We start from the raw sequence: 23964 nt of genomic DNA on the forward strand, positions 1-23964 counted from the left end.
TCATTCATTACTCCTTAATGAATCGATTCCTTCATGAACTGCCTGCACAAATTGCATTCAATTTTTACTGGTAGTTAAATCCTGCAATGCCTGTATTTTTTGTATCGCTGCTTTTGCATTTTTATCGCCGGGCTTGATGTCCAGGACTTTTTGATAAGCGGTAATAGCTTTCTGGTTCATTGCCAGTGCGGCATAAAATTCACCCAGGCTATCGTACAAGTTGGCATCATCGGGATACAGTTCTATTGCAGCCTGAAGTATCTTCAACCCGGCTCCGGGTCCATTTGTACCTCTCAAACGGTAGGCTGCATTATTGAGACCAAAAGCGCTGGCCTCACCCTGGGGATCAAGACTGACAGCAGTTTTGAGTGTAGCGACTCCTTTTTCTTTATCGTCTGAAAAAATTTCCAACACACCTGCAAGTGCGTGAGCGCCATCTGATGAAGGGTAAATTTCTTGCGCCAGTTGTCCGATTTGCAGCGCATGACCAGCATTGCCACTACGGATCAGATCCTGGGCCAAAACCTTCAAATCTGCGAGGTAGTCAGGTGCAACTGTTGCACCCTGAAATGCCTGTTTCATTTTATGGTGCAGTGTCGCCAGTACTTTCACCAGTTTGGCCTCACTGGCAGCCTTGCGTGCCCCCGCTACTGTAATATATTTTTGCACATCAAAATCTTGCTTGACCAATTTGATACGGCTAGTCTTTTTCCAGCTCGCATTTAATTGCGCGACTTGCTGTTCAAACGCCACATCAAAACGGTATGCTGTCGCGATAGAGCTATCTTGTTTGTACAGGGCGATATAGTCATGAAAGAAGGCAATCGCTCCACGATTTGAATATGTCGATAATTGAGGATGTGCGTCATGCAGTTTCTTTGCCATATACGAACCGATTTTACGTAACGGCAATCCTCCTGCCGGGTGCTGCGCTTCGCTCATGAAAAGCTGGGCCTGCTTTGCATCGCTCTTCAAGGCTGCAGATTTCAGATGCTGATTGAAAAGACTGAAGGCTTCACCTAGTGCTTTGCTATCTTTCAACTCATCAAGATAGGCAGCCTGCTTGCGCTCAAAGTAAGCATGGCCTTCATTGAACACTCTTTTCATGGCATCGTAATAAACCCGCTTTTGCGCATCATGGATATATAAAGGCATATCCCATATCTCACCTGTGACGGCTTCAAATAATTGTTCGGTAAAAATGCTGGTGTCGACTCTTTGCAGGTTGGCTGCGACAGCAATCGTCAGATGACGCGCAGGAAAATTGAATAAATAGGTGGAGGTTTCTGGCTGCACGCCATCGTGAGAAATAGAAAACCTGCCGTTGACAGGATTGGTGAGCCAGCCCGCACTGTAATTGGTCAATTTTCCTTTATTGGTTGCCATGGAGTCAAACATCAAATCCTGCGCCGCTGTGGAAGCAATGCGCCCGCGATTAATACCATCGCCAAATTTGAGCATGTCGATGACATTGGAACGTGTTCCACCTGCAGAAAAACGACTGCTGATATCAATAAACTCGGCATGTTTTATTTGCTGATTCTGTAGTTGGTAACCACGTACCCTGTCAGGGATGATGTCGTAGGGATCATCCATCCTGGTAGCAGTCATCCCCAAAGGCCCCCATACATTCTTTGTCATGTAATCGCCATACGACATGCCTGATACCCCCTCGATCACTGCACCCAGCAAGTTATAGCCATAACTGGTGTAGCGAAACCGCGTACCCGGCTCAGCGATCAGGTCAAAATTCTCAAATACGGCAATGGATTCCCGTGTATTTTTATGGTCTTTGAAGTGCTGTTCCAATTGTGGATTGACGTAGGCATTGATGCCTGCCAGGTGCCCCAGCAATTGACGCACGGTGATGGGATACGGCTTTTTGGGGAAGTAAGGCACATAGCTCTGCACCTCGGCATCAAGCGAGACCTTGCCGCTGTCTACCAGTTGCAGTATCGCAGCCGCTGTCATGGGTTTGGTCACAGAGGCCAGGCGGTAACTGGACCTTGCTGTGGCAGGGACTTTGTTTTCCAGGTCAGCATAGCCGTAGCCACGGGCCCACATCACATTGTCTTGCATATAGCCTATGGATAAGCCGGGAATCTTATCCCTCGCCATTTGGGTAGCGACGAACTGCTCAAATCTTTTCAACCGGATTTGCCTGTCCGTGTCGGCCGACAGGGTAGCCGATAAAGTAGCCGCTGCAATGTTCGCGGAAAATATCAGCATGAAAACCGGGAAGAACAGGACTATGTTTCGCATGATGGAGAAGCAGATGACCGCAAAGAAAATAGAGAGCAATATCTTAGCCATGCACCGACGAGAAAAAAGCAAAAACCACATGAACTGCACTTGCGCTGCCTGATTTGCACTTGGCAGCAAAGAAACATGGATACAATCCCCCCATGACTTCAACCTTTACAAAATACCTGGTATTTTTTCTTTTCTTCCTGATGCTGGGCCCCTGCCTTGCACAAGTAGATTTGATGGGATTGCGCTTCCAGCATCTACCCGGTGACTTCTCTCAATGCGGGGAAACAGGTTTAATAGCCCCACCTGAGCAGGCTACCGCACCCGCTCAAGCGGGATCCTCTTTGCATGATCTGAAAGCGAAGCAGCATTATTGTCTGGGGGCGCGATTTTTAATGGCCGAGACACCAGAGCAAAATCAGGTCCTGTCTTTATCCTTGCTTGCAGCCACTGAGTTGTTTCTTGACGGGGTCAAAGTTGGACGGAATGGCAAGCCGGCAATCACGGCGAAAGAAGAAATACCTGGGTATATTGAATACAGCGTCAGCCTGAGGCCCGAGCAATTACAACAAGGCGTGCACAGCCTGGTATTGAAAATTTCACGCCATCATGGCAGTGAACGTATCATGAATCCCTTCTACGATTTATCCATCTCGGAGCAGCAAAGCCTGCATGCAACCAGTAACAGGGGAATTATTTTGCCACTGTTATTAACAGGTGCATTATTGCTGGTGGTTTTATTGTTTTCAGGTCTGACTTTGTTATATCAGCGACGTACACACTGGATACTTTTTTTAACACTGTGCCTGGTAGCGAGCAGCCTGCTCCTGGTCGAAACCTGGCGCGCCCTGAACGGCTACCAGTATCCATTTCACTTAACCAGGTTATATCTGGTGGCTGGGCTCACTTATTTGTTTTCTATTTTATTGCCGCTGTATTTCCTGGTCTACTTCCGGTTTGAACGGCTGGCGCTGATTGCCGGCAGCCTGGCGATACTTACTGCCGCAGTGACTTTCATCAGCCCTTACTTTGATAGCAAGAGCGAGCTGATGTTTGGTATCGCGTTGCTGGCAAGTTTGCTGATCAACTTCATTGCGTACAAACGCCAGAAGAAAACCAGCGGTATGAGCCTGGTGGTCGTGATTTTTTCTTTGCTGCTGTTTTTGACGCCTGCTTTTCATTTTGCAGAAACAGGTTTTGCCCTGAGCCTGTGTTTTTTATTATTCACTATCTTGCTGCAACTTCTGCAGCAGTTTGCCCGCGACAAGCAAAAGGCGGCACTGGCCACCCAACTGGAAAACCAATTACTAAGACGCAGTTTGCAACCGCATTTTCTCATGAACTCTTTAAGCCTGGTGAGTGAATTGCTGCATCAATCACCACAACAGGCAGAAGAGTTTATCCAGGCATTAGGACGAGAATTCAGAATGCTGAATGAGTATGCCAATCACACCAGGATCGCTTTGACGCAGGAACTAGGTTTATGCCAGAATTATCTGGAGATTATGAGTACCCGCCTGCAAAAGAAATGCTATTTGCAGATACACGGAGATCCATCGTCCATCACTATCCCGCCTGCCATCTTGCTGACCGTATTGGAAAATGCATTCTCACACAATAAGTACAGGCAAGAGACGCGGTTTGAACTGCATATACATCGCGGCCAGAAGACGATGGAAATCGTCATGATGATACCTGTAGTCAGCCCTAAGGCGCATGCCGGAACAGGCACGGGAAATGACTATATTCGCCAGAGCTTGCAAGAAGTTTTTGATGGCCGTGCCAGTTATGTGACGGAACAATTGGATGATATATGGCAGGCACGATTTCATTTACCATTGATATCTGCCCAGGAAATTGATCAAAATCGGAACGAAGAAAGCCCATGAAATTATTGATCGTCGAGGATGAACCCTTGATCGCACAGCGTCTGCTGCGCGAGGCACGACATTATTTTGGACCGAAGCTGACTCAATTGCATCATTGCGATGATGTCGATGATGCCCTGGCCTTGCTTGAAAAAATAAGTGTTGATTTATTGCTGCTGGACTTGAATTTACTGGGTCATGATGGTTTCAAAATTTTACAGTTGAAACACATGGCAAATGATGGGAACGCTACCAGCTTCCAGGTAATTATTATTTCAGCACATACAGAGCGGGCAGTGACCGCTTTTGGTTTTGGTGTCGTCGATTTTGTACCCAAGCCTTTTAGCCAGGAACGTTTATTTTTAGCATTTGAACGCTATCAGCAACGCCAGCCATCGAATAATAAAAGTGCCAGCCTGGTTATTAAAAAAATGGGCAATATAGAATTATTGGCGATTGCAGATATCGATTTTTTACAGGCTGACGGACATTACAGCAAGATTGTTTGTTGTGATGGTCAACAGCACTTCCATGAAAAATCTTTAGAGAATATGCTGCAAATTTTACCTGGGAATTTTGTACGCGTACACCGATCGTATGTAGTCAATATGCAGCACTTCAAGCGCTTGTCGATAGCTGCAGGTGGGAAGTATTCGGTAGATACAAAATTTTCAAAAGAGATTCCGGTTTCTCGCTCCATGTACCCAAGAATCAAAGAGATACTTGGCGCTTCCTGAATTTGTTCAGTGATGCATTGTTCTTGCATCACTGAAGCTTCACTTAATCCACGGCAACAACAGTAGCAAGCCGTTCATTTTGTGGGTACATCGCCGCCATGGTCTCAGCATCCATCGCCATCTTGAAAGCATGGGCAGACTTCAGATTCTCGGCACGTTGCGCTGCCGGTCTGGCACTGATTTCATCAAACAGCCGCTTGACGTTCGGCAAAGCATCCCAGGCATCATCACCAAGGATAAACGGTATTGCACGCGCCCAACCCCAAAAAGCCATATCGACAATGCTATAGTCCTTGCCAACCAGATATTGGCGCTCTGCCAGACGCGCATCGAGTATGCGCCAGTGACGCCAGGCTTCAAAGTCATACCGGTTCAGTGCATAGATTTTTGGTTCTGGCGCAAAATGCCTGAAGTGTACTGCCTGCCCGGAAAACGGTCCTATGCCGGTGGCGATGAACATCAGCCACGAAAGCATTTCTGCACGTGTAGCCGGATCAGCTACTGGCAGGAATTGCCCTGATTTTTCCGCCAGGTAAAGCAGGATGGCATTGCTATCAAATACCACCGCACCAGTCTCCTCATCCACGATGGCAGGCGTCTTGGCATTGGGGTTGATGGCTAAATAGGCCGCCCCATGTTGTTCCCCTTTTTGCGTGTCAACTGGCACCAGCTCATACGGCAGGCCAGACTCTTCAAGAAACAGGGCGACCTTGGCTGGATTGGGTGAAGGGTGATAAAAGAACTTGATCATTTTTTTCTCTTTGAGACTAAAACATGTATGAAATGATTGATGGCCTGCCCGGGCAAGCCATCAATTTCTTATGGCATCAATGTGAAATTCACCGGCACCCATTGATAGCTGTAACCTGTTTTTTTCAAGCGCCCCATGCCAGGGAACTGTATGTGCGAGGCCGCGATGATGACGCCGTCTTTTGCTGCCTGGGCAAATACTTTCTGGCGCATGGCTGAGGCTGCTTTGGCATGGCTGTCGAAAGTCACTGTCACTTCAGGCTTGTCGAGTTGCACGGATGCGACGTGGATCAGGTCACCAACCACCAGCATTTTTTCGCCCTGGCTTTCAACAAGATAAGAGGTATGGCCAGCAGTGTGGCCATGCGTGGAATGTGCAGTAAGGCCTGGCAATAATTCACCATCAGCACTAAAGGTTTGCAGCTTGCTCGCTACCTTATAGGGATTAAGCGAAGCCATCGCGCCCTGGAAAAAAGACTTGGCATCTGCCGGTGCCTGCTCCAGGTTTTTTTGACTGAGCCAGTAATCAGCCTCGGCCTGATGCACATGGATGGTGGCGTTATTAAAAGCCATAGCGCCATTGACCATCAAGCCACCCACATGGTCGGGATGTAAATGGGTAAGGTAAATATCGTCAATTTGCGAAGCTTCATAACCAGATGCCTTGAGGTTGGCGATGAGCTTGCCCAGGCTGGGGCCAAACAGGTTGCTGGTGCCTGCATCTATCAGTATCAGCTTGTTGCCGGTGTTAATCAGATAGGCATTCACCGAGGTTTCCAGTGGTGCCTGCAAAAAAGATTTTGCCAATGCATCTTTGGTTTTTTGCTCAGGCTCCATCAAGATCTTTTCTACTGGCAGTTTGACGGTGCCATCGCTGAGTGCGGTCACTTCAAATGCGCCCAGCATAGTGCGGTAATACGCCGGGGCAGAAGTTTTTACCATGGGTGCGGCTGAATAAGCTGCACCACTGCTCATGCCGAATGCACCGGCGATGGACAGGTATATGGCAGCGTGGGCTAATTTATGCAAAGTGTTCTTGATCATGTTCTCTTCCTTGGGGCTATTCGCCAGGTGTTGTTGATGAAGGTTTGTTGATGGGAGAGATTCTATTTCTTTGCAAAAATCAGTACAATCATCCAATATGCAAATCATCTTTGCGATTTTCGCAAACAAAAGAGAGCCCGCCATGTTCGATGCAATACAGGTTTTTCTGGAAGTTCATGAAGCGGGCAGTTTGTCTGCCGTGGCAAAAAAACATGATGTGGCGGTGTCCTCCATCTCACGCAAGATAGATGCACTGGAAGCTGAGTTGGGCATTAAATTATTCCACCGCAGTTCCAGACGCCTGCTGCTGACTGATTCCGGAGAACAGTTTTTGCCAAGAGCAAAAAACATCGCCGTAGAACTGGCGGATGCGCGGCAAGCCATGTCAGCACTGAACGCTGACCCGCGCGGTTTGCTGACGGTAACCGCGCCCTCTGCATTTGGCAGGCGGCATATTGCCCCGGCTGTTGCCAGTTTCCTCAATCGTTATCCTTTGATGGAAGTGGATTTACATGTCAGCGATGACATCGTCGATCTGTCCACACGCAGAGTCGATGTCGCAGTGCGCATAGGTGTACTGCCAGACAGCGACCTGGTGGCGACCACACTGGCACCGCTGCACAGGCTGACCTGTGCCAGCCCTGCTTACCTGGCCCGCCATGGCAGGCCAGCCACGCCACAAGACTTGCTAAAGCATAATTGCCTGACAATAGCCACACCACCGATACCAACTGGCTGGTGGACTTACCCCGGCGTAAATCGCGAGACCAGCCTGCCAATACGCGGCAGCCTGCGCTCTGACGATACAGAGTCCTTATTGCAGGCTGCGCTGGCGGGCATAGGCATAGTCCACCTGGCCAGCTGGATGGTCTGCGATGCACTCGAGGCAGGTCAATTGATTTCGCTCTTTCCCAACGCCAGCAGCACCCACGCAAAGATACGGCCAGGCATACACGCAGTGCGTATGCCTGGCCGTTCACATGCAGCAAAAGCGCAATTGTTTATCGCCCATCTGCGCAGCACATTTGGTGAGCCGCCTTATTGGGACCGGGTGCTTGGCAACTCGGGATAGTACTAATACGCCCAGGTCCTGATACCTATGATGCCGTAATAAGCCAAGTACACCACCATCAGCCCATGCAGCAGCGACAGTGCATAGGCATGCCAGTACACCTTGGTTTGTGCCTGTTGCCTGATCTGGCGGATAGACAGCCACAGGCAATGCAAGGACACCGCGGCATAGGTCAGGCTGCATAACATGGTGGTAACTGAAGTTGCGGATACCTGGCCCCAGTCGGCATCGCCTTCGCCAAATATCGCGCCAGAAAATTTTGCCAGAACAATCAGAAAGGTGGCAAGCATGGGCAAGGCGATGAGTTTGATATTGCTGGCCTTGCTGGTTTTGCGCAGCATGCGGCGCAGCACGGAGGCAGCCACCATGAGCATATTCAACAAGGCAAAAACTGCCCATGCCCCCAGTGCGATGATCAGACCCCAGAAATACAGGCCAGGGATGGACTTGTACATGGCATTGCGTACTTGTATGACTTCGCCTTCCAGCGGGTCATTCACGATGGCGACTGCCGCCAGGCCGGAATTCGCATCCATCAAAAGATGATTGTCCATGGCTTGCGCCTTGAGGGTAATACCGTCGAATAGTGTGGAGCGCAACAGGTACTTGCCTTCTACTTCAAATGTGCTCAAGGTAGTGACGTCATCAACAAAGCGGCTGATCTCATTGCGTGGATTGATGAGTCTGTACCAGCCGTTCAGTTTCTTGAATTCTGCTGGCATGGGCAAGTCTGGCGCGGTTTTCTTTTGGCTGTCGCGCAGCAAATACTGACGTACCAGATCGACGATGCGGTCGAGAGCTTCGTAGTTGTCAGTATTGAGCATGATGATATAGCCCTGTTGCAGGCCAGGTGCGTAAAACAGATCAGTGACGCCGCCGACTACCCTGCCCTGATGGCCATAAAAGGGGATTTTATAGCCATCAAAGCCATTGGACATGCTGGTCAGGCCATAACCCGCCCGCACGCCTTTTGCTGCACCCAGCGTACTTGTGCCTTTTTCCATGCGGTCAAAGGATGCTGCGCTCAATAAAGTCTGATCACCGAAGCGGCCACGCTGTACCAGAAAGCGCAGGAAATTTGCCATTTCTTTAGCTGAAGTATTGAGTGCGCCATCGGGACGGTAGAGATGGTATTGATAGCGTTGCGGCACGCCTTCAGAATACAGAGTGGCACCTGATTTTTTCACGGCTTCTGATTCAAAATAACTGGTCGTCGGCATTTGCAAGGGCTGGAAAAAATTCTCTTGCACATAGTCTTCAAATTTTTTCCCGCTGACTTTTTCGACGATGTAGGCCGCCACCACAGTGCCGGTACTGCAGTAGGCCATGCGCGTACCCGGCACCCAGCGCGATACCCTGGAATGGGAGTGAAAAGCCAGACCGTCCTTGATGTCCAGTGTGTCGCTGCGGTCAAAACCAAAATCTGCCGGATGCATATCGTCCCAGCCTGTAGTATGTTCCAGCAAATGCGTAAGCAGGACAGGATGACTGGCTTCCCATTTATTCTGGAAAGTAATTTCTGGTGCCAGAGTCTGCACCTTGTCATCAAGGTGCAATTTGCCTTCTTCCACCAGCTTCAGCACAGCCAGACCAATGAACATTTTTGAGGTCGAGGCAATGCGGAATAAGGTGTTTTCATCTGCCTTGATTTTCTTTTCAAGATTTGCCTGGCCCAGGCCTTCGACCCAGTAAGCTTCGTCCTTGTTAACCAGTGCGATGCCAACTGCAGGAGTGCCGGTTTCTTGCCGGACTTTTTCGACAGCAGCTTTCAATTCATCCAGGGTCTGTACCTTAGCAGGTGTTTTTGTGGGCGCTGCAGTTTGTGCAAATACTTGCTGGGTAAAACAGACTAAAAAGAAAAAAAAGATATATGGCAGCTTGCAGTAGTGCGGGATTTGTTTTTTCGTCATTTGATTAAGTTCTCCATGATATGTCGCGCCTCTGGTGGGCGAGATCATGGCTAAGGCTTATCGCAAATATTGTGCCACTATGGTCTGGCATCAAAACTCTCTTATTTGTCCAGAAATGCCTGAAAATACTTACTCAGGATGTATCCAGCGTTCATTTACGGACAGTGCATATGTCCGCAAAAGGACACTGCTGCACAGTTGTTTTTGTAGTCATTCTTAAAGGTGCGGATTAAAAAAATCAGAACTGAGCGTGATAATATTCACCCTTACTTGTTCAATCAGGAGACAGCATGCGTTCCATCAAATCAAATTGGCTTTTAGCTGCACTTGTTGTTGGAGCCAGCAGCCAACTGGTGGCCTGCATGCATGTTGACATCACTGACAAGCAATACATACGCCCCGACAGTTCAACCGGCTACAAGCTCAGGCAAAAATTGACGCAGGACGATATACAAAAAATCAATCCGGCAGTACAGCTCAGAGATGAAACAGTCATCGCCGCCGATCAGACCAGACTGGAAGGTGCGGCATTCCAGCAAAGTGGCAGCAAAGTCACGGTGCTGTATTTTGGTGGCAACCTCTCTCATGTGGAAGACTCATTGCCTTTCATGTTGAAAAACATAGGCAGTTGCAATGTCAATCTGGTGAGTTTTGACTACCGCGGCTATGGCCGCACGGCAGGTGTGCCTGACATTAAAAACATGCAGGAAGATGCCTTGAAAATTTACGATGTCATGCGCGCCAAAACCACTGGCAAGCTGGTGGTGCATGGGCATTCCATGGGCAGCTTTGCGACAGGCTTTATTGCCGAGCAGCGTCAGCCAGATGGCATCATTCTGGAAACTACGGCCAGCAATGTAAAGGACATGGTATCGCTGTCCACACCCTGGTATACCAAGCCGTTCGTCAGCATCAATATCCAGGATAGTTTGCAGCAGGTAGATAACATCAGGGCGATGTCGAACTACCAGGGCCCGGCACTGGTACTCACCGCAGAAAAAGACAAGCTGACCCCGGCTGAGCTTGGACAGAAAGTTTATGAAGCGATCCCATCCAAAAGCAAACGCCAGTTGTTCATCAAAGATGCCGGGCACAGCGGTTTGATGAGGCGCACAGATGTACAAAAAGCTTATTGTGAATACATACAGCAGGTCAGCCTGTGAGCTTTAAGCTAGAACTCATTTCATAAATAGAGTGAGTGCGAACAAGACGATTTGGGATGCAGTGCAAGGCCTAAGGTGTGTACCCTGTTAAGCTAAGGCCGGTGCCTTAGCGAGGGAGGGGTGACACACTGCACGCTGCAATGCACCCAAATCGTCAGTTCACTAAGGGTTTGCCTCATAACGCGTACTGGACTGCAGGTTTTGACAATTCGACTCATGATCAATAGCACCGCTATTGACTGCCTCGTCCCCTTGCAGGGCGCATGTGCGCTTGCAAGCGCACATCGTACGCAGGCGTGCAGCCATGCTGCACGAATTCCCTGCTTTACCCTTGCCAGCCGGTGTTATGAGGCAAACGCATCTCACCCTATTTATGAAATGAGTTCTAGTAAAGTCACTGGTCAATATTGTCCATTCATGCAGAACTCACTCGCTGAGTATTTGCCGCCCTGGCTTCTGTGAGGGCAATGCAGTCCACAATCAGGCCAACCAGGCAAGCGCAATATAAATACTTTATGTACCCGTTTTTGTCGGAATAACAGGCACATGTGAAATTGATTTGCATCAATGACAGGGAAATGTCGCTTTACAGAGCAATTTGGCAATAAAAAGACACCATTTTCTCAATTTCTCTGGCAGTTTATCGACAAATCGCGAGGAAAGTATGGTATTCGGGGTATAATCCTATTGCAAAAGAATTTTTATCTTCCGATAAATCGCTGTATTTCTGACGAAGTGTTTCTGATAAGCGCTGAGTAGCGTTTCTGGTAACAAGCTGCTACAGACTTGCTTGACCTTGCACTAGTTACTGACCTTTAGCACATTCTTCTGGTTGGTATTCACGCACTGTGTTGATGTGATGGTAAAACCGTCTGTGCACAGCCTCTTTCAACACTCACACTCTTTTCGCCTTACCGTATCAGGCGATCAACAGTGAGTTCACCGTAATCCCTTGCAGATGATTATGTGATCGTCTGCCATCAGTGGCGCAGTCTGTGCACAGTGTCACGCCCTACTATAAAGATGAAAAAACCATGGCAAAAGAAGAACTGTTGGAAATGAGTGGTCAAGTTGAAGAAGTGCTGCCCGATTCACGTTTCCGCGTGAACCTGGAAAACGGCCATAAACTGATCGCTTACACGTCCGGCAAAATGCGTCAGCATCACATACGCATACTCGCCGGTGACAAGGTGACGCTGGAATTGTCGCCTTATGATTTGAGCAAGGGCAGAATTACTTTCCGCCATATTGAAACACGCGGTCCATCAGGTGGTGGTCAGCAACGCCGTCGTTATTGATAGCGGCTCATTGTAGCCGGCAGCAACTATTGCAGATGTAAAAAATGGGGCATTGGCCCCATTTTTTTGTCCGGAGAAACGCAGTAGTTAACTCTTCTCTTCAAGGTGAGGTAAGTTGGGACGGGGTCGTTGATTAGTGGAGAATCCGGATTATGTAAGAAGTCCAGCAAGAGTAAATGCCTAGAGTGCGCCATGCGCACATCCCTCCTTATCAAAGATCTCAAGAGATGCGTGAATTCATAAGTTAAAGTGTGCCTACAAAGAACTGATGAGCACGGCGCCCCTACCAGACGCAGGCCACGTTTCTGATTAAGAATAGCGAGCAACTTACAGCAACGCCAGTTTGAATTTGCAACAGTTTTTTCAGGCTTATATAGCCCAAGCAGACCTGAAGATAATCCAAAAATCCCTCAGGAAAACGCGCCGGCTTTTTCCCATCCTTGGGTATCCGATACTGCGCCACATTCATCTGCATGGCCAGAAAGTGTAATAGGCATTGATGCCTGTCAGGTCCACTATCCCTTTTTTACCAAAGCGCTTTTCTGCGCATTCATAGGTATAGTCAGTTACGCGTTTGTTTTTGTACAACTCCATGAAAAAGTCATAGACGGTTTCTTCATCGTCTGTCGTTCCGACAGGGTGTCTGCCATCGGCAATTGCTGCTGTCACTTCTGCTTTGATGACGACCACAAAATTCCGCTGTTGATGAGCGATTTTTGTTGCAAGATGTCTCAGAGCCAGCAAGGAGAGCCTCACCAAAGACAACAATCTCAAAACTCTTCATGTCCGATCGGACTGTGTCACCCCGGATGAAAACAGCGCAACATCCGTACATAGACGACACCAGCTTCCAATACTTTCAACAATGGGAACATCCTGTTTGCATGCTCAAAAATGCTGTCGATCAATTCATTAAACATGATGCAAGCGCACAAGAGGCTACAATATGCATTTGACTTCGATACAAACTCGGAGTATGAATTCTTTATTAAATTAAAAGAAACGATAACGACGACAGGGATACATGTCCTTTTTAAAAAAAATCCCATACCCCATTTCGACGACATTTTAAAATTGGCTATTTCCAGAAGAATCTAGCCAGATGCAATTTAAATTCAGTGATAATAAATATCATGACCAAAAGCATAAATGTTCCTATTGCAAAAACTAAAATACCGTTTTTAAAAGCAGCATTCTTGATTTGTTTGCTGACGGCCTCGTCTGTCGCCTTATCCGCTGGCGGCAAATTCGTCATTGCATACAATGAGCGTCCACCATACCTTATTAGCAATGCAGATGGAACGGTTAGCGGGCTAACGGCCACTCCAGTTGCCCGTGCATTCAAAAATGCAGGCATTGAATACGTATGGGAAAAAGAGCCGACAAATCGTCAGCTACAAAACATCAAGGAAAATCTTGGATTTTATTGTGCAGTTGGCTGGTTCAAAAATCCTGAACGCGAAAAATTTGCGAAGTTTACCAAAGCGATCTATCGCGACAACGCAACTGTCTTAATTGCCGATCCCGAATTCAAGATGCAAAACGACAGCCTGCTTTCTGAAATCCTGGGCCGTCGGAACATACGGATCCTGGTCAAGTCACAGTACTCCTATGGACAGTATATTGATGCTTTGATTTCCAAATTTAAACCCGCTCTCGTACAAACTACGGCAGAGAATATCAGCATGATCAAGATGATCAAGGCAAATCGCGCAGATTTCATGTTCATCTCTGAAGAGGAAGCAGCATATTCTATAGAGCTGGCAGGATTTACATTAAGCGACTTGCAGTTGATCCATTTGCGGGACATGCCCGAAGGCGAAAAAAGGTATTTGATGTGCAATAAAAACGTTCCAGATGAGATTATTGAAAAACTCAATAAATTCATCGTAACTGAATAGCCTACCAAGCTACTGCCACTTTTTGGTCTCAAAAAAATCTTTAAACAAGAAACTCTGCTACTTCAACTAGCGCATTGTCGCTGCCCCCATGCGACCACGCCTCCCAGACTTCGAAAATCTGTCACTGAGCGACAAGCAATCTGCGGATGACGAGTCTGCAGCATTTTGGATAAGGCCGAGCCTGGACCCAGTTCCAGCACATAACTGATGCCGCTTTCAGCCAAGGCATCCATACAGGCATGCCAGTGTATGGTCTGGCTCAGTTGTGCCAACAAGCTGCTGCGTATGATTGCTGGCTCTGTGACTTTTTCTGCATTGACACCTGCCAGCACTGCAATCTCAGTCGCGCACATGGGAGTGTCATTCAGCAATTGTGCAAAACCAGACGCGGCAGCCAGCATCAGGGGCGTATGCGAAGCGATGTGCACGGCTATTTCTGCATGTGTAATATCATGCCCGGGCAAGCTCGCAAATTCAGGCATTGCCGCGCTGATCTTGTCTGCCAGGCCAGCGATGATGGCCTTGTTATCAGCTGTAATGATAGCGACATGAAGGTCATGGGTGGCGGCGAATTGCTGTATGTCAGCGACAGCTATGCCAGATATTGCCAGCATGCGTTGCGGCGCATGCACGCAAGCCTGCATCAAAGCGGCGCGGGTGGTAGCGATTTGCATTGCAGCGTGTACGTCCATGCTGCCACTGACGGCATGTGCAGTGATCTCACCTATACTATATCCGGCAATCAAATCCGGCATGGGTAAATTATCCCGTAGCGCCAGCCAATTTGCCAACGTGGCTGTAACGATCAAAGGCTGGGCATAGCGATTCTCGAACCGCAGCTCATTCGACGAAAATGCATCTGCCAGAGTGTGTTGTCCTATCTTATGACTCAACGCCTCTTGAATAAAACTGGCAGCTTGCTTGTGTTGCATGGCCAGCGCAAACATATCCGCAGATTGCGCCCCCTGCCCCGGACACAGTAGTGCGAACTTATTCATGATTTTCTATTGTTGAAAATTTTTCCAGGCAGTGATGCACAAAGCAAGTTGCAGCCAACATATCTGCTGCACCGCCTGGTGACAACCTGCGGGTGATGAACTCTTGATGACAATTTTCTGCCGTGGTCAACCATTGCGGATTGGCTGTACCGCCCTGCTCCAGAAAATTTTGTGCTGCATCCTTGGCATAAACTATGCCTGCTGCGCCACCGCGATGATAAAGATTGGTGTCGCTGATATGCGCCATCAGAGTGAAGAAGCAATCTACCTGCGCCAGATACAGGCTGCGACCTTCATGCAAACTCAGCTGCATCCGTGGCAAAGCCAGTTCAAAGATGGATGGAAAACCCAGCGCTGCTTCTTCTCTCGCGCCACTGGCAGCATATAGTTTTGCGGCCTGCAAGCCATGACTCAGTTGCTGGACGTCTTCAGGAGCACTATGCGCAGCCAATGCCTTCCCCCATTGCGAGACAAGGACTTGCCGTAAAGTTGCAGCCGACAATACATCGCTGCGTGACAAGCAATATCCTGCCGTTGCACTGAGCATGCCCAAAGCAAAGATGGCACCGCGATGTGTATTGATACCTCTGGTCGCTTTCAACATGCGCTGTTCTGCTGCGATGCCCAGTTGCTTTAGTACCTGGAATTCAGCGCCGTCCGCACCAGCGAGCGCAATATCTCTGAAATAATGGCGTAGCGAAAACAGGCTGCGCATGAAGCAGGTAGCATTCATGTCAATATGGCTGCCATTGTCACGCAGGGATACCAGGCCGGGTTTGGGATATAAGACCAGCTCGGCATGCAGGCTGCGAATTGCAAAGATAGCGATCTGACGAGCAACATGTTTTCTTTGAGATGAAACTATCTGTGCCTGAACTGAACACCATTCAGTAAGCACATGTGCTTGCCCTAACATGGCAATTCACCCTCAGCCAAGAGATCAAGCAAGCTTTGGCGCGTGCGCAGGTTGACGCCATGCATGTCTTTGACCATCACCCGCTGCTGATTAAAATCTTGACCTGGATGGGCTGGCTGCATCCACTCTTTCCACGCAACTGCGGCCTCACCAGGGAAAATAATTTCGCCATCAATCGGTAAATTTTGCTGCTCTTGCAGCAAAGCCAGGCCAGCACGTAATTGCGCCTGATGATAAGGCCGGAACAGGATATCGATATCTGAAGCCGGACTCAGATAATCTTGCGCGGTTAAAAATTGCATGGCGACCGAGCCATACACGCGCAGCTTGATGCCCGCCATCAGGGCTTGCTGATGCAGGTTTTGCAAACCTGACTGCCATGCAGGTGGAACAATCGCCACGACAGTATGCAAGGACAAGGCAGACTGATGGATGGCGATATGTTCAGCCTTTACCCTGGCAGCAAAGCGCGGCTTGTTGCCATTAACAGGAGGAAGCGGGAAACCTATGCAGACTTCATCTTCGGCCGCATCAGGATGACGGCGTGTGACTACGGCAGGCCATTCTTCCTGCTGCCACTGACTGAGCAGATCTGGCGCGCCAAAAGACTGCAAGACAGCCAGCCATGCTTCATCAGCAAGCCAGACCAGATCATGCCTTTGATATTGCGCGATACTATCCATACCTTATTGTACTTGTGCCGCCTGAGATAGAACAGCCTCTATCACTTGCTGCGACTTGCGACGGCCACCACGCTGTTGACCCAGTTCACTGCGTCTGTCAGTTGCATCGGCCTGCAACAGGGCATCGCGCAAGCTCTGTGCCAGATCGCCTTCCCATATTGCCTGTACGCCCCCCATGCGTTCATAGTTTTTGGGGCCAGGTGCAAACACGGGATTGTGCAGTGCCAGTGCAGTCAGCTTTTCTTCAGGCACTTTGGTGATGCGTGCCATCGCTGGCAAACCCATGACGCGTATGGTGGCTTCTGGCAAGGCATAACAGGCATCGGCCATCATGCCGCTGGTAATGAAGCCGCCAGACAAGGCCTGGTCATAGACCAGGGCAATGACCTTGTGGCCAGACTGTCTGGCTAACTCTATGCATTTACCCAGATGTGCCATATAGCTGTTGATGCCCAGCATTTCATCCCTGTGGCGCAAACGCTGGCCCTGAGTATCAACCAACAGCAAGATAGCTCTTTGCGGATAATCACGTACTGTCGCCAGCACTGCCCTGGCTTGCGCGAGTGCTATCTCAACACCTATTGGTGTGTGCCCGCTGGTACCGATGACGCTGATGCTTTGCCCAGCTATAGTCGCTGTGCCAGATATAAAATCATCGGCGATGGTGACATCGTGACCTTGCGGGAATAATTGCGTAAGCAATTGCATGCTATCCATATTGGCGCTCCGTCTGCCTGATGCTGGCGCTCAGTTGCAGGAAAGCCTGGGTGTCGAGCATGGCAATATCCTCAGCATGTTCTATGCCCATGGCGGCCCAGATATCCATAGGTTCTATCTTGTTGCCAAATTCTTGCAGTCGTGCTGTCAGCATTTGCTGTTCTGCTTCCAGTGCAGCCAGGCTGAGGGCAACTTCGCTTTGTGCACTGTCCTGTATGGCTTGCACTATCGCTGTCTTGAATGCGGCATCATCATCGGCTACCAGCATCTGGCAATCACCAAGCAGGTAGCGGTGCTTGCCGCCGGTGGTGCGCCACACCAGCGCACGGTCACGTGAATCAAACTCTTCTACGCCATTCGCGGTTTCTATGACTTCGGGGCCAGACATGGCAAGGCGTGCTTCTTCTGACATGATGATGACATTCGCGCAGCGCGAGACTATGCCCATGCCACCAAAGCAGCCATTGCTGCCACCAATGGCGACGATGACGGGTATGCCCGCCGCACGCACAGCCAGCAAGGCGCGCATGACTTCTGACACGGCGATCAGGCCCGCATTGGCTTCATGCAGGCGCACACCGCCGGACTCTGCCAGCAAGACCAGTGCCTCAGGTTTGTGGATGACGGCAGCACGCATGAGGCCTACCAGTTTGGCACCATGCACTTCACCGACTGCGCCCCCCATGAAGCCACCTTCCTGTGCGGCGACATAGACTTGCCTGCCATCGATAGTGCCGCGACCGATGACGGCGCCATCATCAAATGACACCGGTGCATTCAGTTGCGGCAGATGTGGGCTGGTCCATTCTTTTGCGGGTGGCAGAAACTCTGTGAAATCGCTGATCAGTGCGGCCACTCTTTGCCTGGCCGTTGCTTCGAGATAGCTACTCATTTGGTTTGCTCCAGACAGGCTTCTATGGCCTGATCCATGCGCAGGCTGACGACAGCGGGAGTAGCCCCCATATCGTTGATGGCGATGCGGCAATCGGCCAGTTGCCAGCGCTGGTTAAAGTCATTCATGACAGCTTGCCAGATCGCACCAAAGCCAGTAGCAGCCGTGCTGATTTCTATCTCGCAGGCTGATTGCAAATCCAGCGACTGCACCAGCACTTCAAGATTGCCTGAGCTGACCACGCCTACCAGTTGCGCCGCCGATCCCAGCTTGCGCTGTCCTTGTTCAAAGCGGTATACCAAAGTTTCCATGATGATGATCCTTACCAGTTCCTGAAGCGTTTAGGTGGCTGATATAAGCCGCCGGATGCGCGCACCAGGTCTTTCATATTCTTTGCGGCCAGCAAATCACGTGTGGCCATGCGCTTGTCTATCCCCAGGTCTTCTGCACGTTTAATGATGCCGCGGTCGCGCAAGTTTTCTACCATGCGTTTGTCACGTGCCAGGCCGACAGGCGTGTAACCTGCGACACCACGTATGGCTTGTTCGCGCTCTTCTTCACTACGACATAAAAGAAGATTGGCGATGCCTTCTTCAGTGAGGATGTGGGTGACATCATCGCCATAAATCATCACTGGTGGGATCGCCATCTTCGCTTGCTCTGCCAGTTGCCAGGCATCGAGTTTTTCTACAAAGGCGGGTTGCATATGCTCGCGGAAAGTCTCTACCATTTGCACCACCAGTTTTTGCCCGCGCGGTATCTGATTGCTGCCTGCACGTGCTTCGCGGCCCGCCTTTAGCCACGCCGGGCTGGCATGGCGGCGGCCTCGTGCATCAGCGCCCATGTTAGGCGCACCACCAAAACCGGCGATGCGGCCCAAAGTAGCTGTTGATGAATTACCCTGCAAATCAATTTGCAAAGTGGAGCCTATGAACATGTCGCAGGCATAATGCCCTGCAGCTTGCGAGAGCGCACGGTTGCTGCGCATGCTGCCATCTGCACCGACAAAGAAAATGTCAGGCCGGGCACGGATATAGTCTTCCATACCCAGTTCAGAACCAAAGGAATGCACGGATTCAACAAAGCCCGCTTCTATCGCGGGTATCAAAGCTGGATGCGGGTTCAGCGCCCAGTGGCTGGCGATCTTGCCTTTCAGACCCAGCGATGCTGCATAGGTGGGCAAGAGCAATTCTATGGCGGCGGTATCAAAGCCTATGCCATGGTTGAGGCGTTTAACTTCATATTCTGCATAGATGCCCTTGATGGCCATCATCGCCATCAAGACCTGTATCTCGGAGATCAAAGCCGGATCGCGGGTGAACAGGGGTTCTATGTAATGCGGTGTTGGTGCCTGCACGACAAAATCCACCCAGCCCGCCGGGATATCGACACGCGGCAAGACATCAACTATTTCATTCACCTGGGCAATCACAATGCCGGACTTGAATGCCGTAGCTTCGACTATCGTCGGTGTGTCTTCGGTATTAGGGCCAGTATATAAATTGCCTGCGCGGTCAGCCGATTGCGCTGCCACCAGGGCCACGCGCGGGGTCAGGTCAACGAAATAGCGCGCATACAATTCCAGGTAGGTATGGATGGCACCGATATTCAATTTGCCAGCCGAAGCCAGTTTGGCCAGGCGTGCTGCCTGCGGGCCGGAGAAAGAGAAATCCAGCTTGCTGGCGATGCCCTTATCAAATACATCCAGATGTTCAGGCAAGGCCAGCACGGATAGCAACATGTGCAAATCGTGGACACGTGTCGCATCCAGTTTAGTGAGTGCTTTGGCCAGGAAATCTGCCTGCTTCTGGTTATTCCCTTCCAGGCAAACCCGGTCGCCTGTTTCCAGTACCGCATACAGACAGTCGCCTATGCGCTGCTGCGGAAATAGTTTGCCCTGTAAATCATTGCCCAACACTGCAGTTGCTCTTTGCAGGCGCTGCTGACGGTTGGTTTGCAAGGTATTCCAGCGACCGGCTGCGGTCATTATTTCGCTCCCATCAAGGCATCAGGAAATGCAGTGGCGATATGCGGGAATACGCATAACAAAATCACGGCTACCAGCATCAATAATAAAAAAGGCATGACACCCCAGACTATGTCCTTCAGAGGTATATCAGGTGCGATGTTCTTGATGACAAAAATATTCAAGCCCACGGGTGGATGTATCAAACCCATCTCCATGACTATGGTCATGACCACGCCAAACCAGATCAGGTCAAACCCGGCCACTTTCAAGGGCGGCAAGATGATGGGGCACATCATCAGGATAATCGATACTGGCGGCAAGAAGAAACCGAACACCACCACCATCAGCAAAATCACTGTCAGCAACATCCATCTACTCAAGTGCAGATCGACCACCCATTGCGCCGCCGACTGGCTGATGTGCAGATAACTCATGACATAAGAATATAGCAGCGACATGCCTATGATGAACAGCAGCATCGTTGATTCTTTGATGGTAGAGGTGATGAAGGGTGAAATATCTTTTGGTCGCCAGACGCCATACACAATCGCGATGAGCACCATGGCCAACAAAGCACCCAGGCCTGCAGTTTCTGAAGGCGTGGCATAGCCTCCATACAGAGCCACCATGACACCAATGAGCAAGATAACGAAGGGCAAAACCCGTGGCAGCATCTCGACTTTTTGCGCGAGGGTGAAATGTTCTTCTTCCAGATAAGCTGATTTGACACCACCCTGCTCGTACGCCTTGTACGCAATCGCATACTCACGGCGTGCCCTGTAGACGGCATAGCCAGAAAACAAAATCACCAGCAAGACACCCGGACCTATGCCAGCCAGGAACAAACGTCCGAGCGACTGTTCGGCAGCAACTGCATACAGGATCATGGTAATCGATGGCGGCAGCAAGATGCCCAGAGTGCCACCGGCGGCGATGATGCCAGCAGCAAAGCCGGGCGAATAACCACGCCTGCGCATTTCTGGTATGCCTGCCGAGCCGATGGCAGAACAGGTCGCAGGTGAAGAACCTGCCATTGCCGCAAACATGGCGCAGGCAAAGACATTGGCAATACCCAAGCCACCCGGCACCTTGTGCAACCAGGCATGGATGGCAGAATACAGGTCACGTCCGGCAGGTGATTTACCTATCGCCGCGCCTTTTAAAATGAATAACGGTATCGACAACAAGGTGATCGATGCCATTTCTTCATAGACGTTCTGGGTGATGGTATCGAGTGAAGCAGCAGGCATGAAAAAATACATGAAGCCGGTTGCCACTACACCCAGGGCAAAGGCAATCGGCATGCCGGAAAACATCACGACCAGGGTGACGATGCCATATAAAACACCGAGGGTTAGCGGACTCATGCTGGCCCCCTCTTATTGGTGGCGGCAGCCAGTATCTGTACCAGGATTTGCAGCGACAACAGGGTCATGCCGGTTGCCATCATGGCATAGGGTATCCACAAGGGTGGTGCAAATGTGGACGAGGTAGTTTGCCCATCCACCCAGGCTTCATGGAACAGCGTCCAGGATTTCCATGAAAAGAACAGGCAAAACGTCGCACTGATAATATCCACCAGTAACAGACGAAAGCGGTTGACTGCCGGGGGCAGGATGGAAGACAAGACCTCTATACCTATATGGCCACGATAGGATTGTACGTAAGCCGCAGAAAAGAAAGTCACGCCTATTAGCATGAAGACTGAAGCTTCATCTTGCCAGTCTGTCGGTATCTTGAACAGGTAACGCGTGACGACAGAATAAGTAAGGATGAAGGCCGTCAACAACATGGCGAACATGGAAATACGCACGATGGCTTTGTTGATCCATTCCAGTACTTTTGCCAACCGGGCTACAAAGGGATGGTCCGGAACTGGAGGCCCTTTAGGAGTTGCCATTTCAAAGCCATGACTCATAATAATTTCTCCGCCAGCTTCAGTAATTTGGCGCAGTTTTCATTTTTGTCGGCATAGTCTTTCCACGCCGTCGTGCGGGCGATTGCCTGCCACTTCTTGACGGTGGCAGCGTTCAGGTCAACTACCTTGGCGCCTTTCTTTTCATAGACAGTGGCAACAGCAATATCATCTTGTTTGGCTGCCTTGATGGCAAAGGCTTCCAGTTCTGCACCCACGGTCATGATGGTGTTTTGCTGATCTTTGGACAGCTTGTCGAAAATCACTTTCGACATCATCAGTGGTTCAAACATATACCAGTAACTTTGGCCACGGCCACTGGTCAGGAATTTCGATACTTCTTCCAGGCGGAAAGAGATCAGTGAAGTCGATGAAGTCATGGCGGCTTCCATCGCACCGGTTTGCATGGCGGCATAGATTTCGTTTGACGGCAACGAAACTACAGCAGCACCGGCGGCCTTCAACACCAGATCCACTTCACGCGAACCACCGCGTATCTTCATGCCCTTGACATCATCCGGGTCAACTACCGCCTTGGTGCGTGATGCCACGCCACCAGCCTGCCAGATCCAGCTGACAACGACGATGCCCTTGTCCAGCAAGAGTTTATTGAGTTCCCTGCCGACTTCGGCATTCTTCCAGGCAGCACCCACTTCATAGGATGGTACCAGGCCGGGCATGAGGCCGATATTCACTTCTGGTACTTCCCCCCCAGCATACGACAAGGGTACCAGTGACAGATCCAGCGCGCCCTTGCGCATGGAAGAGAATTGCGCATTGGTCTTCATCAGTGAGGAACCGGGGTAGACCTCAAACTTCAGGCTGCCACTCGTGCGTTTTTGTACTTCTGCGGCAAACATGCGACAGAGGCGGTCACGAAAATCACCTTCTTCCAGCGTGCCGCCAGGAAATTGGTGGGAAATTTTCAGGGCTGTACTTTGTGCCCAGGATGGCGACCATGTCGCTGCCATTGGTGCCAGGCTTAAAGCTTGCAAGACTGTTCTTCTCTTCAATTGCGACATGATTACTCCTAAGGTTTTATGGATGAGACATCTCTTTTTGACAAGGTTTTGCCCTGCCTTTTTCTCTTTGCATATCCCGCTGACAATTGCGCTTTGTATGCCTTATTAAAATTATTGTATACAAGATCGACTATTTTGCATTCAAAGTCAACTTGAATATATACTAGACTTACGAATTAATTAGATACACAAGAAAAATGAAAAACCGCTCAGCCAGCCTGCGAGAAGAAATAGAAGAATTGATAGCAACAGGACAACTTCAGCCAGGTCATCACCTCGATGAAACCGAACTGGCAGAACGCTTTGGCGTATCCCGCACCCCGATACGGGAGGCGCTGATACAACTGGCGTCCATGGGCATCATAGAAATGCGCCCTCGGCGCGGTGCACAGGTCGCCACCATCAGCCCGCAACAACTAGTGGAAATGTTTGAAGTCATGGCAGAGTTCGAAGCCATGTGTGGCCGTATGGCCGCGCGTCGCATGTCGAAGCAGGAACAGGCAGATTTAAAAACTGCCCATGAAGCCTGCAAAGAGGCGCGTGATGCTGAAGATCCGGACGAATACTTTTACAAGAATGAAGTTTTTCACTACCTGATTTATCGCGGTAGCCACAATGATTTTCTGGAAACGCAGGCAATTAACCTGCACCGCCGCCTGCGGCCTTACCGCCGCCTGCAACTGCGCGTGCGTGACCGCGTTGCCAATTCCTTTAATGAGCATGACCAGGTGGTGCAGGCCATCTTGCAAGGTGAGGCAGAACTGACCGCGAATTTATTGCGCGGCCATATCATGATACAGGGGCAGCGCTTTGCGGATTTGATTGCATCGCTGCCGCGGCAAACCAGTTAAACCCTTAT

The 23964-nt window shown here is 50.0% G+C and carries 22 protein-coding genes; 7 read left to right on the top strand and 15 right to left on the bottom strand.

Going from position 1 to position 23964, the window contains the following annotated elements; genetic code table 11:
• Window positions 1-57 precede the first annotated feature (57 nt).
• The gene (locus AC07OI_RS28530; protein WP_495259498.1) at window positions 58-2262 is read right to left on the bottom strand and encodes a serine hydrolase domain-containing protein; all 2205 of its coding nucleotides are present in this window, start codon (window positions 2260-2262) and stop codon (window positions 58-60) included.
• A 143-nt stretch (window positions 2263-2405) separates the two neighbouring features.
• Between AC07OI_RS28530 and AC07OI_RS28535 the strand changes: the two genes are divergently transcribed.
• Together AC07OI_RS28535 and AC07OI_RS28540 are read left to right on the top strand one after the other, a co-directional pair.
• Window positions 2406-4139, top strand: a complete 1734-nt coding sequence (locus AC07OI_RS28535) for a sensor histidine kinase (protein ID WP_495259499.1) — start codon at window positions 2406-2408, stop codon at window positions 4137-4139.
• Complete coding sequence (locus AC07OI_RS28540) at window positions 4136-4855, top strand: LytR/AlgR family response regulator transcription factor (protein WP_495259500.1); 720 nt, start codon at window positions 4136-4138, stop codon at window positions 4853-4855. Before AC07OI_RS28535 ends, AC07OI_RS28540 begins: the two co-directional genes overlap by 4 nt.
• Before the next feature lie 43 nt (window positions 4856-4898).
• Here AC07OI_RS28540 and AC07OI_RS28545 read toward each other — a convergent pair whose 3' ends face one another.
• Entirely contained in the window at window positions 4899-5606 is a 708-nt protein-coding gene (locus AC07OI_RS28545; RefSeq protein ID WP_495259501.1) for a glutathione S-transferase family protein, read from the bottom strand.
• A gap of 68 nt (window positions 5607-5674) precedes the next feature.
• Window positions 5675-6649, bottom strand: coding sequence for an MBL fold metallo-hydrolase (locus AC07OI_RS28550; RefSeq protein WP_495259502.1), 975 nt, complete (start codon window positions 6647-6649; stop codon window positions 5675-5677).
• A 142-nt stretch (window positions 6650-6791) separates the two neighbouring features.
• Here AC07OI_RS28550 and AC07OI_RS28555 point away from each other — a divergent pair, with 142 nt between their 5' ends.
• Window positions 6792-7721 carry a LysR family transcriptional regulator gene (locus AC07OI_RS28555; RefSeq protein ID WP_495259503.1) on the top strand — a complete coding sequence of 310 codons (930 nt, stop codon included), beginning with the start codon at window positions 6792-6794 and terminating at the stop codon, window positions 7719-7721.
• A 2-nt stretch (window positions 7722-7723) separates the two neighbouring features.
• On the opposite strand, the gene AC07OI_RS28560 is transcribed toward AC07OI_RS28555, so the two are convergent.
• Window positions 7724-9631, bottom strand: coding sequence for a serine hydrolase domain-containing protein (locus tag AC07OI_RS28560; RefSeq protein WP_495259504.1), 1908 nt, complete (start codon window positions 9629-9631; stop codon window positions 7724-7726).
• 290 nt (window positions 9632-9921) lie between these two features.
• On the opposite strand from AC07OI_RS28560, the gene AC07OI_RS28565 reads away from it, so the two are divergent.
• Window positions 9922-10794, top strand: coding sequence for an alpha/beta hydrolase (locus AC07OI_RS28565; protein WP_495259505.1), 873 nt, complete (start codon window positions 9922-9924; stop codon window positions 10792-10794).
• Window positions 10795-11828: 1034 nt separating this feature from the next.
• Window positions 11829-12092, top strand: coding sequence for a translation initiation factor IF-1 (gene infA, locus AC07OI_RS28570; protein ID WP_110258049.1), 264 nt, complete (start codon window positions 11829-11831; stop codon window positions 12090-12092).
• A gap of 465 nt (window positions 12093-12557) precedes the next feature.
• Here infA and AC07OI_RS28575 read toward each other — a convergent pair whose 3' ends face one another.
• Window positions 12558-12782 carry a carboxymuconolactone decarboxylase family protein gene (locus tag AC07OI_RS28575; RefSeq protein WP_495259506.1) on the bottom strand — a complete coding sequence of 75 codons (225 nt, stop codon included), beginning with the start codon at window positions 12780-12782 and terminating at the stop codon, window positions 12558-12560.
• A gap of 443 nt (window positions 12783-13225) precedes the next feature.
• Between AC07OI_RS28575 and AC07OI_RS28580 the strand changes: the two genes are divergently transcribed.
• Complete coding sequence (locus tag AC07OI_RS28580; protein ID WP_492705253.1) at window positions 13226-13993, top strand: substrate-binding periplasmic protein; 768 nt, start codon at window positions 13226-13228, stop codon at window positions 13991-13993.
• A 62-nt stretch (window positions 13994-14055) separates the two neighbouring features.
• Here the strand turns inward: AC07OI_RS28580 and AC07OI_RS28585 are convergent, their stop codons facing one another.
• The 10 genes from AC07OI_RS28585 to dctP are packed head-to-tail and all read right to left on the bottom strand — an operon-like array spanning window position 14056 to window position 23105.
• The gene (locus AC07OI_RS28585; RefSeq protein WP_495259507.1) at window positions 14056-14991 is read right to left on the bottom strand and encodes an ACP S-malonyltransferase; all 936 of its coding nucleotides are present in this window, start codon (window positions 14989-14991) and stop codon (window positions 14056-14058) included.
• On the bottom strand, window positions 14984-15907 hold the full coding sequence (gene mdcB / locus AC07OI_RS28590; protein WP_495259508.1) for a triphosphoribosyl-dephospho-CoA synthase MdcB: 924 nt from the start codon (window positions 15905-15907) through the stop codon (window positions 14984-14986). Before mdcB ends, AC07OI_RS28585 begins: the two co-directional genes overlap by 8 nt.
• Window positions 15901-16590: a malonate decarboxylase holo-[acyl-carrier-protein] synthase gene (mdcG, locus tag AC07OI_RS28595; protein ID WP_495259509.1), complete on the bottom strand. Its 690-nt coding sequence runs from the start codon at window positions 16588-16590 to the stop codon at window positions 15901-15903. Before mdcG ends, mdcB begins: the two co-directional genes overlap by 7 nt.
• A gap of 3 nt (window positions 16591-16593) precedes the next feature.
• Complete coding sequence (gene mdcE / locus AC07OI_RS28600) at window positions 16594-17307, bottom strand: biotin-independent malonate decarboxylase subunit gamma (protein ID WP_495259510.1); 714 nt, start codon at window positions 17305-17307, stop codon at window positions 16594-16596.
• Window positions 17300-18199, bottom strand: coding sequence for a biotin-independent malonate decarboxylase subunit beta (locus AC07OI_RS28605; RefSeq protein WP_495259511.1), 900 nt, complete (start codon window positions 18197-18199; stop codon window positions 17300-17302). Before AC07OI_RS28605 ends, mdcE begins: the two co-directional genes overlap by 8 nt.
• A complete protein-coding gene (gene mdcC, locus AC07OI_RS28610; RefSeq protein WP_495259512.1) occupies window positions 18196-18510 on the bottom strand; it encodes a malonate decarboxylase acyl carrier protein in 315 nt (104 codons plus the stop codon). Before mdcC ends, AC07OI_RS28605 begins: the two co-directional genes overlap by 4 nt.
• An 11-nt stretch (window positions 18511-18521) precedes the next feature.
• Entirely contained in the window at window positions 18522-20186 is a 1665-nt protein-coding gene (gene mdcA / locus AC07OI_RS28615) for a malonate decarboxylase subunit alpha (protein ID WP_495259513.1), read from the bottom strand.
• Window positions 20186-21535, bottom strand: a complete 1350-nt coding sequence (locus tag AC07OI_RS28620) for a TRAP transporter large permease (RefSeq protein WP_423011460.1) — start codon at window positions 21533-21535, stop codon at window positions 20186-20188. The genes mdcA and AC07OI_RS28620 overlap by 1 nt, the downstream gene beginning before the upstream one ends.
• Window positions 21532-22086, bottom strand: coding sequence for a TRAP transporter small permease (locus tag AC07OI_RS28625; RefSeq protein ID WP_492705236.1), 555 nt, complete (start codon window positions 22084-22086; stop codon window positions 21532-21534). Before AC07OI_RS28625 ends, AC07OI_RS28620 begins: the two co-directional genes overlap by 4 nt.
• Window positions 22083-23105, bottom strand: a complete 1023-nt coding sequence (dctP, locus tag AC07OI_RS28630) for a TRAP transporter substrate-binding protein DctP (protein WP_495259514.1) — start codon at window positions 23103-23105, stop codon at window positions 22083-22085. The genes AC07OI_RS28625 and dctP overlap by 4 nt, the downstream gene beginning before the upstream one ends.
• A gap of 197 nt (window positions 23106-23302) precedes the next feature.
• Here dctP and AC07OI_RS28635 point away from each other — a divergent pair, with 197 nt between their 5' ends.
• Window positions 23303-23956, top strand: a complete 654-nt coding sequence (locus AC07OI_RS28635; protein ID WP_495259515.1) for a GntR family transcriptional regulator — start codon at window positions 23303-23305, stop codon at window positions 23954-23956.
• The last annotated feature ends 8 nt before the right edge of the window (window positions 23957-23964 follow it).

Source organism: Undibacterium sp. GW821-FHT07F11 (genome assembly GCF_059418665.1).

Coding starts and splice junctions, on each gene's coding strand:
- mdcB (WP_495259508.1), bottom strand. CDS start 15,907: ATGTTAGGGCAAGCACATGTGCTTACTGAATGGTGTTCAGTTCAGGCA.
- AC07OI_RS28605 (WP_495259511.1), bottom strand. CDS start 18,199: ATGAGTAGCTATCTCGAAGCAACGGCCAGGCAAAGAGTGGCCGCACTG.
- AC07OI_RS28545 (WP_495259501.1), bottom strand. CDS start 5,606: ATGATCAAGTTCTTTTATCACCCTTCACCCAATCCAGCCAAGGTCGCC.
- AC07OI_RS28625 (WP_492705236.1), bottom strand. CDS start 22,086: ATGAGTCATGGCTTTGAAATGGCAACTCCTAAAGGGCCTCCAGTTCCG.
- AC07OI_RS28530 (WP_495259498.1), bottom strand. CDS start 2,262: ATGCGAAACATAGTCCTGTTCTTCCCGGTTTTCATGCTGATATTTTCC.
- AC07OI_RS28540 (WP_495259500.1), top strand. CDS start 4,136: ATGAAATTATTGATCGTCGAGGATGAACCCTTGATCGCACAGCGTCTG.
- AC07OI_RS28585 (WP_495259507.1), bottom strand. CDS start 14,991: ATGAATAAGTTCGCACTACTGTGTCCGGGGCAGGGGGCGCAATCTGCG.
- AC07OI_RS28580 (WP_492705253.1), top strand. CDS start 13,226: ATGACCAAAAGCATAAATGTTCCTATTGCAAAAACTAAAATACCGTTT.
- AC07OI_RS28550 (WP_495259502.1), bottom strand. CDS start 6,649: ATGATCAAGAACACTTTGCATAAATTAGCCCACGCTGCCATATACCTG.
- mdcG (WP_495259509.1), bottom strand. CDS start 16,590: ATGGATAGTATCGCGCAATATCAAAGGCATGATCTGGTCTGGCTTGCT.
- AC07OI_RS28620 (WP_423011460.1), bottom strand. CDS start 21,535: ATGAGTCCGCTAACCCTCGGTGTTTTATATGGCATCGTCACCCTGGTC.
- dctP (WP_495259514.1), bottom strand. CDS start 23,105: ATGTCGCAATTGAAGAGAAGAACAGTCTTGCAAGCTTTAAGCCTGGCA.
- mdcC (WP_495259512.1), bottom strand. CDS start 18,510: ATGGAAACTTTGGTATACCGCTTTGAACAAGGACAGCGCAAGCTGGGA.
- mdcA (WP_495259513.1), bottom strand. CDS start 20,186: ATGACCGCAGCCGGTCGCTGGAATACCTTGCAAACCAACCGTCAGCAG.
- mdcE (WP_495259510.1), bottom strand. CDS start 17,307: ATGGATAGCATGCAATTGCTTACGCAATTATTCCCGCAAGGTCACGAT.
- AC07OI_RS28565 (WP_495259505.1), top strand. CDS start 9,922: ATGCGTTCCATCAAATCAAATTGGCTTTTAGCTGCACTTGTTGTTGGA.
- AC07OI_RS28635 (WP_495259515.1), top strand. CDS start 23,303: ATGAAAAACCGCTCAGCCAGCCTGCGAGAAGAAATAGAAGAATTGATA.
- AC07OI_RS28535 (WP_495259499.1), top strand. CDS start 2,406: ATGACTTCAACCTTTACAAAATACCTGGTATTTTTTCTTTTCTTCCTG.
- AC07OI_RS28555 (WP_495259503.1), top strand. CDS start 6,792: ATGTTCGATGCAATACAGGTTTTTCTGGAAGTTCATGAAGCGGGCAGT.
- AC07OI_RS28560 (WP_495259504.1), bottom strand. CDS start 9,631: ATGACGAAAAAACAAATCCCGCACTACTGCAAGCTGCCATATATCTTT.
- infA (WP_110258049.1), top strand. CDS start 11,829: ATGGCAAAAGAAGAACTGTTGGAAATGAGTGGTCAAGTTGAAGAAGTG.